General features: G+C 73.8%; 12 protein-coding genes and 1 pseudogene. 6 read left to right on the forward strand and 7 right to left on the reverse strand.

What is annotated here, in order from left to right; genetic code table 11:
• Positions 1-11: 11 nt before the first annotated feature.
• From KZQ38_RS25220 to KZQ38_RS36445, 3 genes and pseudogenes are all read left to right on the forward strand, one after another.
• On the forward strand, positions 12-500 hold the full coding sequence (locus KZQ38_RS25220; protein ID WP_219445078.1) for an RrF2 family transcriptional regulator: 489 nt from the start codon (positions 12-14) through the stop codon (positions 498-500).
• A gap of 124 nt (positions 501-624) precedes the next feature.
• The gene (locus tag KZQ38_RS25225) at positions 625-1,710 is read left to right on the forward strand and encodes a baeRF11 domain-containing protein (RefSeq protein WP_219445080.1); all 1,086 of its coding nucleotides are present in this window, start codon (positions 625-627) and stop codon (positions 1,708-1,710) included.
• A 201-nt stretch (positions 1,711-1,911) separates the two neighbouring features.
• Positions 1,912-2,094: pseudogene (locus KZQ38_RS36445) on the forward strand (hypothetical protein); the annotation flags it as partial.
• A gap of 84 nt (positions 2,095-2,178) precedes the next feature.
• Here KZQ38_RS36445 and KZQ38_RS25235 read toward each other — a convergent pair.
• Positions 2,179-2,796: a hypothetical protein gene (locus tag KZQ38_RS25235; RefSeq protein ID WP_219445081.1), complete on the reverse strand. Its 618-nt coding sequence runs from the start codon at positions 2,794-2,796 to the stop codon at positions 2,179-2,181.
• 169 nt (positions 2,797-2,965) lie between these two features.
• Positions 2,966-3,526, reverse strand: a complete 561-nt coding sequence (locus KZQ38_RS25240) for a helix-turn-helix domain-containing protein (RefSeq protein ID WP_219445083.1) — start codon at positions 3,524-3,526, stop codon at positions 2,966-2,968.
• Between the two features lie 105 nt (positions 3,527-3,631).
• On the opposite strand from KZQ38_RS25240, the gene KZQ38_RS25245 reads away from it, so the two are divergent.
• The 3 genes from KZQ38_RS25245 (at position 3,632) to KZQ38_RS25255 (ending at position 7,385) form a co-directional block, all read left to right on the forward strand.
• Positions 3,632-4,486, forward strand: a complete 855-nt coding sequence (locus KZQ38_RS25245) for a VCBS repeat-containing protein (protein WP_219445085.1) — start codon at positions 3,632-3,634, stop codon at positions 4,484-4,486.
• Between the two features lie 215 nt (positions 4,487-4,701).
• Positions 4,702-6,000, forward strand: a complete 1,299-nt coding sequence (locus KZQ38_RS25250) for a cytochrome P450 (protein ID WP_219445087.1) — start codon at positions 4,702-4,704, stop codon at positions 5,998-6,000.
• Positions 6,001-6,158: 158 nt separating this feature from the next.
• Positions 6,159-7,385, forward strand: coding sequence for a cytochrome P450 (locus tag KZQ38_RS25255; RefSeq protein ID WP_219445089.1), 1,227 nt, complete (start codon positions 6,159-6,161; stop codon positions 7,383-7,385).
• On the opposite strand, the gene KZQ38_RS25260 is transcribed toward KZQ38_RS25255, so the two are convergent.
• Genes KZQ38_RS25260 through KZQ38_RS25280 form a run of 5 tightly spaced genes read right to left on the reverse strand, consistent with a single transcriptional unit; the run spans position 7,370 to position 11,531 of the window.
• Entirely contained in the window at positions 7,370-8,602 is a 1,233-nt protein-coding gene (locus KZQ38_RS25260; RefSeq protein WP_308258589.1) for a cytochrome P450, read from the reverse strand. The two genes, KZQ38_RS25255 and KZQ38_RS25260, sit on opposite strands and share 16 nt — an antisense overlap.
• Positions 8,603-8,655: 53 nt before the next feature.
• The gene (locus KZQ38_RS25265; RefSeq protein WP_219445208.1) at positions 8,656-9,192 is read right to left on the reverse strand and encodes a GTP-binding protein; all 537 of its coding nucleotides are present in this window, start codon (positions 9,190-9,192) and stop codon (positions 8,656-8,658) included.
• Between the two features lie 52 nt (positions 9,193-9,244).
• The gene (locus KZQ38_RS25270) at positions 9,245-9,601 is read right to left on the reverse strand and encodes a DUF742 domain-containing protein (RefSeq protein WP_219445101.1); all 357 of its coding nucleotides are present in this window, start codon (positions 9,599-9,601) and stop codon (positions 9,245-9,247) included.
• Positions 9,598-10,014, reverse strand: a complete 417-nt coding sequence (locus tag KZQ38_RS25275) for a roadblock/LC7 domain-containing protein (RefSeq protein ID WP_219445103.1) — start codon at positions 10,012-10,014, stop codon at positions 9,598-9,600. The genes KZQ38_RS25270 and KZQ38_RS25275 overlap by 4 nt, the downstream gene beginning before the upstream one ends.
• A gap of 56 nt (positions 10,015-10,070) precedes the next feature.
• On the reverse strand, positions 10,071-11,531 hold the full coding sequence (locus KZQ38_RS25280) for a sensor histidine kinase (RefSeq protein ID WP_219445105.1): 1,461 nt from the start codon (positions 11,529-11,531) through the stop codon (positions 10,071-10,073).
• Positions 11,532-12,010 lie beyond the last annotated feature (479 nt).

Here is a 12,010-nt window from a genome sequence, read left to right on the forward strand (position 1 = left end):
GACTGGGCACCGTGAAACTGCCCGTGAGCACCGAATGGCTGCTGCACTGCGCCACGACCCTGGCGCAGCTCGAACCCGGCGCGACCGCGTCCGCCGCCCAGCTGGCGGAGTTCTACGACCTGCCGGCGGCGTACCTGGCCAAGCAGCTCCAGGCGTTGGTGCGGGCGAACGTGCTGACCGCCGTCACCGGGCCGCGTGGCGGCTTCCGGCTGGCCCGGCCCGCCGCGGAGATCACGCTGCTCCAGGTGGTGGAGGCGGTGGACGGCTCGGCGCCGCCCTACGAGTGCCGGGAGATCCGGCAGCAGGGCCGCGGCGCGCTGCCCGCCGAGGAGTGCCGCGACACGTGCGTGCTGGCCGCCAGGATGGCCGAGGCGCACGAGGCGTGGCGGCACAGCCTCGCCTCGACCTCGCTGGCCGACGTGCTCGGGCAGATCCCGCCCACCGCGCCCGCCCGCACCAGGGCGCGCCTCGCGTCGATCAACCCGTCCCGCCCGAGCTGACACCGCCCCGCGGGGGCGTGCCGAGAACGCCGCCGCGGAGGCCGCACAAGGGCGGTCTCCGTGGCACGGCGGGAAACCCGAGCCGGCACTAACATCCACTGTGGACCGTCTCGGAGGAGGTCATGTGACCAGTCCGCGCACCGACATCCCCACCCGGGCCCAGCTCCACGCCCTGCTGACCGCCCGCGCTCCCGCGGCCGTGTCGATCTACCTGCCGACACGTCCCGGGTCGCCCGGCGACGCGGAGCGGATCGAGCTGAAGGACCTCGCCGGTCGGGCCGGTGACCAGCTCCGCGTGGTCGGTGCGGACCGGCAGGTGCTCGCGGCGGTCGAGGAGCAGTTGGCCGACCTGGTCGACGACGACGAGTTCTGGCGTTGCCAGGCACGCGGCCTGGCCGTGTTCACCGCGCCCGGGTCGCTGATCGCGTTCCGGCTCCCGGACGACCCGGCACCGGCGGTCCTGGTCGCGGACCGGTTCCACGTCAAGCCGCTGCTGCGGGCGGTCACGTTCCCGCGCGCGGCGTTCGTGCTGGTGCTCGCGCTGGACTCGGTGCGGTTGCTGGAGGTGCTGCCGGACTCCGGGCCGACGGAGGTGACCGTGCCGGGTCTGCCGCCGACCGCGTCCACCGCCGGTCACGCCCGCGCCGAGGGCGGGCAGGTGCGGATGCGGCAGTTCTCCCGGCAGGTGGACCGGGCGTTGCGGCCGGTCCTGGCGGGCCAGGAGGTGCCGCTGGTGCTGTCCGCCGCCGAACCGCTGGACAGCGTGTTCCGCTCGGTGTGCGGTTACCCGGGGCTGGCGCCGACGACCATCCCCGTCGGCGGGCCGGGTGCGGAGGACGAACTCGCGGCCGAGGCCCGCGTGGTGCTGGACGCGTTGCGCGAGCAGGGGATGCGCGAGGTGCGGGACCTGTTCGCGCGGCGCGCCTCGCAGGGGCGCGTGGTGACCGACGTGTCCGCCGTGGCCCGGTTCGCCACGTTGGGCGCGGTGGACGTGCTGTTCCTGGACGTCGACGCGCCGGAGCCCGGTTTCCTGGACGACCGGACCGGCGTGGTCGAGTTCCACGAGCACGGTGACGTCGTCGACCACGGCGTGCTGGACGAGATCTGCCGCCGGGTCTGGCTGACCGGCGGCCGGGTGCTCGGCGTGGGTCGCTCGGACGTGCCGGGCGGGGGAGAGGTGGCGGCGGTCCTGCGGTTCACGCCGTCCTGATCCGGTCGAGCACGATCCGCGTGGCGCGGACGGCAGATCGGCGGTGTTCGCCGCGTGACCAGCCCGGGCACGAGCCTGAACGACCCACGCCGCCGCTGCCGGGTTCTCGGCGAAACGCCATCACCGATGCGCCGGCGTGGATTTGCGACGTCCGTTATGACGTGCCGGCCGACACGCGACGGCCGGCGAACACCGCGCGGATCGGTGGAGCTGCCTGCCGAACCCGGCCTGCTCCTGACCGTCTGCACCGCGCCCGCCGGCACGGCGACCGCGGACGGTCCAGCCCTGTTGGCGTCCTGGGCGGCAATGGACGCGGTGCCGACCGGCAGCCGGATCGACCGCGCCGACCAGCCTGCTCCGGCCGGCGCTCACTGCCGCCCCTGACCGTCCGGGAAGCGGCCCGCGTGCCGGTGCGCCCCCCACGGGCACCACCCGGCCGGTGCCGACGGGCTCACCGGCGGCCGTCGTTCACCCGTACGGGTCCGGGTCGGCTGTTCGCCGCCGGGTCAGGTCCAGCAGCCGCCCGGTCACCGCGTGACCCACGGCGAGCCCCACCCCGGCGGCCATGGCGGCGGCGAGTTGCCACGCCACCCGGCCGCGCGGCGGGCACACCGGCACGAGCGGCGGCCTGCCGACGCGGGCGGCCACGTCGTCGTACCCGGTCGGCCGGGGCAGGCGGTGCACCGCGTCGGCCGCGGCGTCGAGCTTGAGCGCCACCTCCTGGTCCTGCCACACCAGCACCTCGAAGGTGCCCAGCTCGCGCAGCGCGGTGAACCGGTGGTCGGCGGAGGCGACGGCGAACGACCGGTGGCCGCGTTCGTGCGCGTAGCGCGCGTGTTCCAGCAACGCCTTCTCGGCCGCGTCGTTGCCGGGCGGCACGACCCGCGCGGCCACGCCCATCTCGGCGAGCACGCTCACCGTCGCGTCGTTGGCCGGGTCGGTCCGGCTGTAACCGGCCATCACGTGGTGCAGGGGCCCGGCGGCGTGCAGGAGCGCGGCGACCCGCGCGCGCACCAGCTGCGGGCTCGGGTTGACCGGCCCGACCACGTTCTCCACGTCGATCAGCAGCACCTTGGCGTCGCTCACGTCGTGATCTTCGGCCGGCCGCGCCGCGGACCGTGGCGGCACGACCCGACCGGGTGACGCCAGTTCACCGGTCCGATACCCGTTCGCACGCACCGGGGGCGTTGTCCACAGCGGACGGCGAGATCAGCCGTGCGGTCGTGGCGGAGTTCGCGCCGGTTCCCGGTGGCGGTCAGCGGACCAGTGCGGCGCTGACCGCGCGGGCGGCGTGCCGGACGGCCTCGCCGAAGAACGCGCCGCGCCCCCGGTCGTGGGCGAGCGTGGCGATCGTGGCGACGTTCTGCCCGGTCGGCGCGGCGACGGGGGTGCTCACGAGGCGCACCTCCGCCGGCACGGCGTGGCCGGGTCTCAGCAGCGGCACGTCTTCGGGGCGGGCCAGGCTGACCGCCGCCACCAGGGCTTCGCGGCGGTGCGGCACGGTCAGCACGGCGCTGGCCCGGGTGGCGGCGGCCAGTTCGTGCAGCGGGCGGCGGGCGGCGGCCAGCAGGCGGGGGTACGGCTCCCACGCCTGCCCCAGCCGGAACACGTGTGCGCCGACCCGGTAGAGCCCGTCCGACCGTTCCACGACACCGAGCGCCTCCAGCTGTTGCAGCAGCCGGTGCGCGCTGGCTTTGGGTATTCCGCAATAATGAGCGATCCACGTGAGTCCAACTCCATCCGAATGGCCGACCAACGCGTCCAAGAGAGTGAACGCACGGCCGAGCACACCACGATCCAACTCCGTCCGGTTCATGTCTTCACCCACCCCCTCGGGTCGTCATTCAACCGGAAGCGCCTTTCCGGTCCACTGAGCGGAACAGGTGATTTCCGGGGTGTTGGGCGACCGCAGACTGTGCCCATGCGCAATTTCGGTAAAGGACTCGTCGCGATCTCCGCGGCTGCCGCCGCTGTTCTGGCGGGCACGTCGGCGGCCTCCGGCGACGAGGTGGGAACCCGGTCGATCGCCACCGACCTGTCACCGCAGCGGGTGGCGGGCGACTTCAACGGCGACGGCACCACGGACGTCGCGGTGTGGCGTCCCGCGGACGGCGTCTGGTACGTCCGCGGCCTCTTCAACGTCCAGTGGGGCCAGGCGGGCGACATCCCGGTGGCGGCCGACTACAACGGCGACAACATCACCGACATCGCCGTCTGGCGGCCGAGCAACGGCACCTGGTACGTCCGCGGCATCACCACCGTGGCCTGGGGCGTCGCCGGAGACATCCCGGTGCCCGCCGACTACGACGGCGACAACCGCGCGGACATCGCGGTGTGGCGGCCGAGCAACGGGACCTGGTACGTGCGGAACATCGCGACCGTCGCGTGGGGCATCGGCGAGGACATCCCGGTGGTGGGCGACTTCAACGGCGACAACCGCGCGGATTTCACCGTGTGGCGACCCAGCAACGGCACCTGGTACGCGCGGAACATCGCGACGGTCCAGTGGGGCGTCGGCGGTGACATCCCGGTAACCGGCGATTTCAACGGCGACAACCGAACAGATTTCGCGGTGTGGCGGCCCAGTAACGGGACCTGGTACGTCCGCGACATCGCGACGGTCGCGTGGGGCGTCGGCGGTGACATCCCGGTTTCCGGTGATTTCAACGGCAACAACCGGACCGATTTCACGGTGTGGCGGCCGAGCAACGGCACCTGGTACTCGCTCAACGTGCTCACCGTCGGCTGGGGCGTCGGCGGCGACGTCCCCGTGTAACCCCCGAGTTCCCCCGACCACCGTCCGCAGTGCGGGACCGCGGGAATGCGGTCCCGCACCGACCCCTGTCCGGATCGGGACCGCGCCGGCCGGTCCGGCCACGCCACGTCGCCGCGCTGGGCCGGGCGGGTCGTCCCCGCCCCCGGTTCGTGTGACGGTCGCGCGCGGCCACCGGTCGCGGTGCCACGCTGGGTCCCACCCACCTGGAGGCCGACATGGCGGACACCGGAGTCGCGCGCGGCACGGCGGGCGGTGCGCTGCCGCTCGCCGGGCACGCCCACCGGCTGCTCATCGACCCGTTCGATTTCCTCCGGTCGCTGCCCGCGCGGGGCGGCCTGGTCGACCTCCGGCTGGGCCCGCAGCGGGTGGTGATGGTGTGCGACCCGGAACTGCTCCGGGTCGTGCTGCTGGACGACCGCACCTACGACAAGGGCGGCGTGTTCTTCGACCGGCTGCGAGCCGTGCTCGGCAACGGCCTCGCGGGCTGCCCGCACGTCGACCACCGCAGGCAGCGGCGGCTCGCGCAGCCCGCGTTCCGCCGTGACCGGCTGCCCGCATACGCGGAGGTCGCCCACGAGCGCGCCGCGGCCATGGCGGACGGCTGGCGGTCGGGCCAGGTGGTGCGTGCCTTCGACGTGTTGTTCGACCTGTTCGCCGAGATCGCCACCACCACCCTGCTCGGCGGTCTGCTCGACGCCGACGACCGCGCGGCGATCGGCCGGGACACCCGGGCCATGCAGGACGCCCTGCTGCTGCGCATGTTCACGCCACCCGCGCTGCTCCGCTTCCTGCCCGGCGCACGCCGCTTCGACCGCGCGTCGGTCCGGCTGCGCCGCCGCGCCGCCGACCTGGTGGCGGCCTACCGCGAGTCCGGTGCGGATCACGGCGACCTGATGTCGGCCCTGGTCGCGGGCGAGGACTGGAAGTCCGACGACGAACTGGTGGACCAGGTGTCCACCTTCTACGTCGCCGCGACCGAGACCACGGCGAGCCTGCTCAGCTCCGTGCTCCACGTGCTCGCCCACCGCCCGGACGTGCAGGCCCGGCTGCGTGCCGAGGTCCGCGCGGGTGGCCCGCCCACGCCGGAGGCCATGCCGTACGCGGACCGCGTGCTCACCGAGACCCTGCGGCTGCACTGGCCGGGCCTGCTGCTCACCCGCGAGGTCACGGCGGACACCGAACTCGGCGGGCACCGGCTCGCCAGGGGCACGTGCGTCGCGTTCAGCCCGTACCTGCTGCACACCCGGCCCGACCTGTTCCCCGACCCGGACGAGTTCCAACCCGACCGCTGGGCCGGGCAGGACGCGCACCGCCCGCTGGACCACTACCTGCCGTTCGGCGCGGGCGCGCGGATGTGCGTCGGCGACCGGCTCGCGCGGGCCGAGGCGCTGGCCGTGCTCGCCGCGATCGTGACGCGCTGGGACGTGCACCCGGTGTCCGGCCCGGAGTTCCGGCCGTCCCGCGGCGTGACGCCGCACCGGCGCGGGTTGCGCGTGCGCGTCACCGCGCCGTAGCGCGACCGCTGCTTCCCCGGTGGCCCGGGACAACCGCCGTCCGGGTTATCTTCGGTCCTGAGTGGACGGTGGTTCCCACGGGCGGCGGATGTGGTGGGGCGCCGGGCGAAACTAGCCTCGGGCGGACTTGGGACGACGAGGCGCGCCTGGAGGGTGTCATGACCGAGGCACGGGACCTGCCGGACATCCTGTCCCAGGAGTTCACCACGGACCCCTATCCCGCCTACCGGGCGTTCCGCGAGCACGCCCCGCTGCACTACCACGAAGGGATGCGGAGCTGGATCATCTCGCGTTACGAGGACGTCGAGCGGGCGTTCCGCGACCCGGTGTTCACGACGGCCAACTACGACTGGCAGGCCGAACCGGTGCACGGCCGCACGATCCTCCAGATGAGCGGGCGCGAGCACTCCGTGCGCCGCGCCCTGGTGGCGCCCGCGTTCCGCGGCGAAACGCTCCAGAACCGGTTCATGCCCGTCATCGAGCGCAACGCCCGCGCCCTGGTCGACGGCTTCCGCGACGCCGGCCACGCCGAGCTGGTGGAGGAGTTCGCCACGCACTTCCCGATCAACGTGATCGTCGACGTGCTCGGGTTGGACAAGGCCGACCACGCCCGCTTCCACGCCTGGTACAAGTGCGTGATCGAGTTCCTCGGCAACCTGTCCGGCGACCCCGCGGTGACCGCGGCCGGCCACCGGACCCGCGCCGAGTTCACCGCCTACCTGGCCCCGATCCTCCGGCAGCGGCGCGCGGAACCCGGTGACGACCTGCTGTCCTCCCTGTGCCAGGCGGAGGTGGAGGGCACGCGGATGTCCGACGAGGACATCACGGCGTTCTGCTCGCTGCTGCTCGCGGCGGGCGGCGAGACCACCGACAAGGCGATCGCCGCGATCTTCCGCAACCTGCTCGACCACCCCGACCAGCTCGCGGCGGTGCGCGCGGACCGCTCGCTGGTGCCCCGGGCGTTCGCCGAGACCCTGCGCTACACCCCACCGGTGCGCATGATCATGCGGCAGCCCGCGGCGGACGTCGAGCTGTCCGGCGGCGTGGTGCCCGCCGGGTCGACGGTGATCTGCCTGATCGGGGCGGCCAACCGGGACCCGGCGCGGTACGCGCGGCCCGACGAGTTCGACCTGTTCCGCGACGACCTGGACACCACCCGCGCGTTCACCGCCGCCGCGAACCACCTCGCGTTCTCGCTGGGCAGGCACTTCTGCGTCGGCGCGCTGCTGGCCAAGGCGGAGGTCGAGGTGGCCGTGGACCAGTTGCTGGACGCCATGCCGGACGTCCGCCCGGCCGCCGGTTCCCGGCCGGCCGAGCACGGCGTGTTCACCAGGGGACCCGTCGACGTGCCCGTCGTCTTCACGCCCGCTCAGCGCACGAGGTAGGCCGGGGTGAACTCCACCGGCAACGCCGCCAGCCCGCGCATCCACACCGACCGCCGCCACTCCAGCTCGTCCGGACCGACCGCGAGCACCACGTCCGGCAGCCGGTCGAGCAGCACCTCCACGGCGGCCTTCGCGATCACCTCCGCGATCTCCGGCGCGGGGAACGGGCAGCGGTGCTCGCCGTGGCTGAACGACATCTGCGCGTGGTTGCCCACCGCGCCGGCGTCCGGTTCGGGGCGCACCTGCGGATCGGTGTTCGCCGCCGCCAACCCCATGATCACCAGGTCGCCCGGCAGGATGCGGTGGCCGCCCAGCTCGGTCGCCTGGGTGGCCCAGCGGCCGACGAAGTTCTGCGTCGGCGTGTCCTCCCACAACACCTCGTTGAGGGCCTGGCCCGCGCTGCGCCGCCCGCCGGACAGGGTCACCGCGAACCGGTCGTCGGTGAGCATCAGCCGCAACGTGTTGCCGATCCAGTTCGCCGTGGGCTGCTGAGCCGCGGCCAGCACCACCAGCAGGTCGCGGGTCAGCTCCTCCTCGCTCAGCCCCGCCGGGTGGGCGAGCATCCGCGACGGCACGTCCGGGCCGGGCGCGACGGCCTTGCGGTGCACCAGCTTCCGCATCGCGTCCGCGACCCGGCCGTACGCGGCTATCGCGTCGTCGCCGCCGTCCAGCGACCGCGTCAGGTCCCGCACCAGCCCCGGCGCCTCCACGTCGGGCAGCCCGAACAGCTTCGCCACCACGAGCGCCGGCATCGGGTGCGCGAACTGCGCCATCAGGTCGGCCTGACCGGTCACCACGAACGCGTCGACCAGCGAGTCCGCCACCGCCTCGCACCGCTGCCGCAGCTCGAACTGGTCGATCGCGCCGAGCGCGTCGCTGATCGCACCGGAGCGGCGGCGGTGCTCCGGGCCCTCGGCGAACATCACCGACGGCTGGTGGCCCACGTACGGCATCAGCGGCCAGTCCGGCGGGATGCGGTCCCACTGGTTCCAGCGGCGCGAGTCGCGCGCGAACACCTGGTCGTTGGCCAGCACGTGGTGCAGCTCGCGGTAGCCCAGCACGTACCAGGCGGGCACGCCACCCTCCAGCTCGACCGGTGCGACGGGGCCGTGCTCGCGGCGCAGCCGGCGGTACAGCTCGGCGGGCTGCTGCTGGAACAACGGCCCGTGCAGCGCCACGACGGGCTTGGCGTGGGCGGGACACCCCTGCGGCGGCACCGGGATGCCGTGCGGCGGGGTGGCGGTCAGGTCGGACAGCTCGGTCGGGTCGGTCACGGCGTGGGCTCCCTGGCGGAGGACAAGGCGAAGAGGTGGTCGACCAGCGCGACCAGCACGGCCTTGCTGGAATCGCGCCGGCGGGCGTCACAGTCGACCAGCGGCACGTGGCGGGGCAGGTCGAGCGCGTCGCGGAGCTGGTCGAGCGTGTGGCGCGGTGCGCCGAAGTTGTTGCGTGCCACCACGAACGGCGTGCCGTGGTGCTCCAGGCGGTCGATGGCGTACCACGAGTCCTCAAGGCGCCGGGTGTCCACCAGCACCACCGCGCCGAGCGTGCCGGCGAACAACTGGTCCCACAGGAACCAGAACCGCTCTTGGCCGGGCGCGCCGAACAGGTACAGCACGAACTCGTCGTCCAGGGTGATGCGCCCGAAGTCGAACGCCACGGTGGTGGTGGTCTTGCCGCGCACGGCCGTCGTGTCGTCCACGCCGACGCCGGCGGTGGTCATGGTCTCCTCGGTGGACAGCGGCCGGATCTCGCTGACCGAGCGCACCATGGTCGTCTTGCCGACGCCGAACCCGCCGACGACCACGATCTTGAGGCCGTGCCGCGCCCCGGCGCGCAGCGGCGCGCGGGCCGCGGTGTCAGAGTTTCCGTAGGCCAAGGAGCACCCGCTTCAGCAGTTCCGGGGACGGCAGCGCGTCCGGCGAGTGGGTCGGTCGGGGGTGGCGGGCGGTCACCACGCCCGCGTCGAGCAGGTCGCACAGCAGGATCCGGACCACGCTCACCGGGAGGCCGAGGTCCGCCGACAGCTCCACCACCGCGGTCGGCCGGCGGCAGGTGCGCAGGATGCGCGCGTGCTCGGACTGCATCCCGGCGGTCGGCTCGCTCTCGCTGACGATCAACGTCACCAGGTCGAGCGAGCCGCCGCCGACCCGGCTGCGGCCACCGGTGATGGTGTACAGCCGGTCCGGGTCCTCGTCGTCCAGCCGGGGCTTCACGTCGGGTGCGGGCCCACCGGTCGGCGCGGCGGCGTGGACAGGTAGTCGCCGAGCTGCTCCACCAGTTCGTTCATGTTGTGGCCGATCACGCCCGCGTCGGCGTCGTCCGCGGCGAGCACCGCCAGGTGCGCGCCCTGCCCGGCCTCCACGATGAACAGCAGCCCGCCGTGGAACTCGGTCATGGACTGGCGCACGCCGCCCGTCCCGTCGCCGAACTCGACCGACGCGCCGTAGGACAGGCTCTGCATCCCGGACGCGATGGCGGCGAGCTGGTCGGCCTGGTCCACCGACAGGCCGCCGCTGCGGCAGAGCTTGAGCCCGTCCTTGGACAGCACCAGGGCGTGGCGGGAGCCGGGTGTTCTGTCGAGGAGGTTCTCCAGCAACCAGTCGAGGTCGCGGTCGGTGGTGTTCATCCGGGCTGAGGGGCCGCGCCCCTGCCTCCAATCGGTTCGGGTGTTCGCGGGTGGTGCTAGGACGGCCGGTGGTGCGTCTCGCCGGGCTCCGCCGCCGGCCGCGGTTCGGGCTGCGGTTCGGGTTCCGCCGGGTGCGCGTCCGGCCCGTGCTGCTCCGGCGGGTGGCCCTCGGGGCGCGCGTCCCGGGTGGGGCGGCCCGCGTTGCGGAACGCGCTGAACCGGCTGCCGGCGTCGGTGCGCGGACCGCTGAACTCGACGGCGCGGCGTGGCGGCGGGAACATCGACCCGAGCGTGTCGCCACGCCGGCGGCGCGGCAGCAGGACCTCCTCCGGCAGCGCCTCGGGTTCGGGCTGGGCGACCGGCGTCGGCTCCGGCAGGGCGGGTGGTGCCGCTGGTGGTGCCGCGGACCGCCGCCTGCCGCCGCCCGCGCGCGGCTCGGTGACCAGCGTGCGCGGGATCATCACGACCACGCCCGTGCCGCCGCGCGAGGACGGGCGGAACGAGATGGTCAGCCCGTGCTTGCGCGCCAAGCGGCCGACCACGGCCAGGCCGAGCCGGGTGCCGGACAGGCCCGTGAGGTCGAGCGATTCGCCGGAGACGATCAGCTCGGCGCGACGCAGCGCGAGGTCGCTCATGACGAGGCCGCCGTCCTCGACGGTGACGACCACGCCCGCCTGCACCTCCTCGACGTAGACGTGCACCTGCTCGGAGGGCGGGGAGAACCCGCACGCGTTGTCGATCAGCTCGGCGAGCGCGTGCATCACGCCCTCGGCGGCGTAGCCGACGATCGCGGCGGTGCTGGTGGAGTGCGTGCGCACGCGCTGGTAGGCGCTGATCCGGCCGATCGCGCCACGCAGGACCGACTCCATGACGATCGGCTTGGTCCAGCGGCGGCCCGACCGGGAACCGGTGAGCACCGCGATGCTGTCCGCGAGGCGGCCGGCCTGGGCGGTGCTGTGGTCCAGCTTGAGCAGGTCGCCCAGCACGTCCTCGCCGTGCCGGTCCTCCATCTCGCGCAGGTCGGCGAGCATCGACGTGGCCAGCGCCTGCATCCGGCCCGCGGCATTGCCGCACGCGGCCATCGCGGCGGCGCGGGACCGCTCGCCCCGGCCCACCTCCTCGGCGAGGGTGCGGAGCACGCGCTCGTGGTCGGGGTTGGTCGGCCGGTCGACCTCGGCGAGCGCGGTGTCCGGCGCCGAACCCGCGCGCAGCCGCCGCACCAGGCCGGGGATGAGCCGGTCGGCGAGGTCGGCGGACTCGGCGGCCAGGGCGTCGGCCCGCGCCCGGTGGCGGTGCGCGGCGGCGCGCTGCCACCCGGCCACCGCGATGGCGGCGACCAGCGCGGCCACCACGAGCCCGCCGCTGACGGCGACGGCGACCCGGGCGGTCGGCGGCACGGTGAGCGCCGCCCACCAGACCAGGCCGCTCGCGACGGCCGGCGCGATCGCCGCGGCGACCACGGCCGGCCAGGCCGAGCGCCCCGCCAGGGGATCACTGGACGGGTTGTGTGCTGGCATCAATCAGGTCCTCGCGAGGGATCGGGGAACTTGTGTGCGCGTTTTTCCGGCCGGTTTCGCGCACTATTCCGGATAACCCGGAAAATGCCTGGAAGACCGGTCGTCCGGGGCTCGACCGGGCGATTGTCCGCAGCATCGTCGGGTTGTTCGCACGCGGCACATCCGCTCCCTCGGTCGCACGGCGGATCAGCCTGCCGACGGCCGTTCGGGCTGTCAAGGTTGATCGAACACGTTCACCCGTGCGTACGTGAAATGGCGTAGCGCTCTGCTGAATCCGCAGGTCAGCGCCGTGCTGGGGCCGGTGAGCGGCAATTCGGCTCCCGCGGGCCGTGCGCTCGGTATTCCGGTTAATTCGATCGGGTCACGCGCTCGGGTGGAAAATCACCGAGTAGGTTTGCCGCGCGCGCCGGTGCGTGACCGGCCGGCGCGTGAATCGCGGTTCCGCGGGCCGCACCCGACCGGGCGCGGCCCGCGGAATG

Source organism: Saccharothrix obliqua (assembly GCF_019375475.1).
Classification (GTDB): domain Bacteria; phylum Actinomycetota; class Actinomycetes; order Mycobacteriales; family Pseudonocardiaceae; genus Actinosynnema; species Actinosynnema obliqua.

What these genes read in the sequence shown, in the direction of transcription:
- KZQ38_RS25240 (WP_219445083.1), bottom strand. Translation starts at nt 3,526, where the DNA reads ATGAACCGGACGGAGTTGGATCGTGGTGTGCTCGGCCGTGCGTTCACT.
- KZQ38_RS25245 (WP_219445085.1), top strand. Translation starts at nt 3,632, where the DNA reads ATGCGCAATTTCGGTAAAGGACTCGTCGCGATCTCCGCGGCTGCCGCC.
- KZQ38_RS25250 (WP_219445087.1), top strand. Translation starts at nt 4,702, where the DNA reads ATGGCGGACACCGGAGTCGCGCGCGGCACGGCGGGCGGTGCGCTGCCG.
- KZQ38_RS25255 (WP_219445089.1), top strand. Translation starts at nt 6,159, where the DNA reads ATGACCGAGGCACGGGACCTGCCGGACATCCTGTCCCAGGAGTTCACC.
- KZQ38_RS25275 (WP_219445103.1), bottom strand. Translation starts at nt 10,014, where the DNA reads ATGAACACCACCGACCGCGACCTCGACTGGTTGCTGGAGAACCTCCTC.
- KZQ38_RS25280 (WP_219445105.1), bottom strand. Translation starts at nt 11,531, where the DNA reads ATGCCAGCACACAACCCGTCCAGTGATCCCCTGGCGGGGCGCTCGGCC.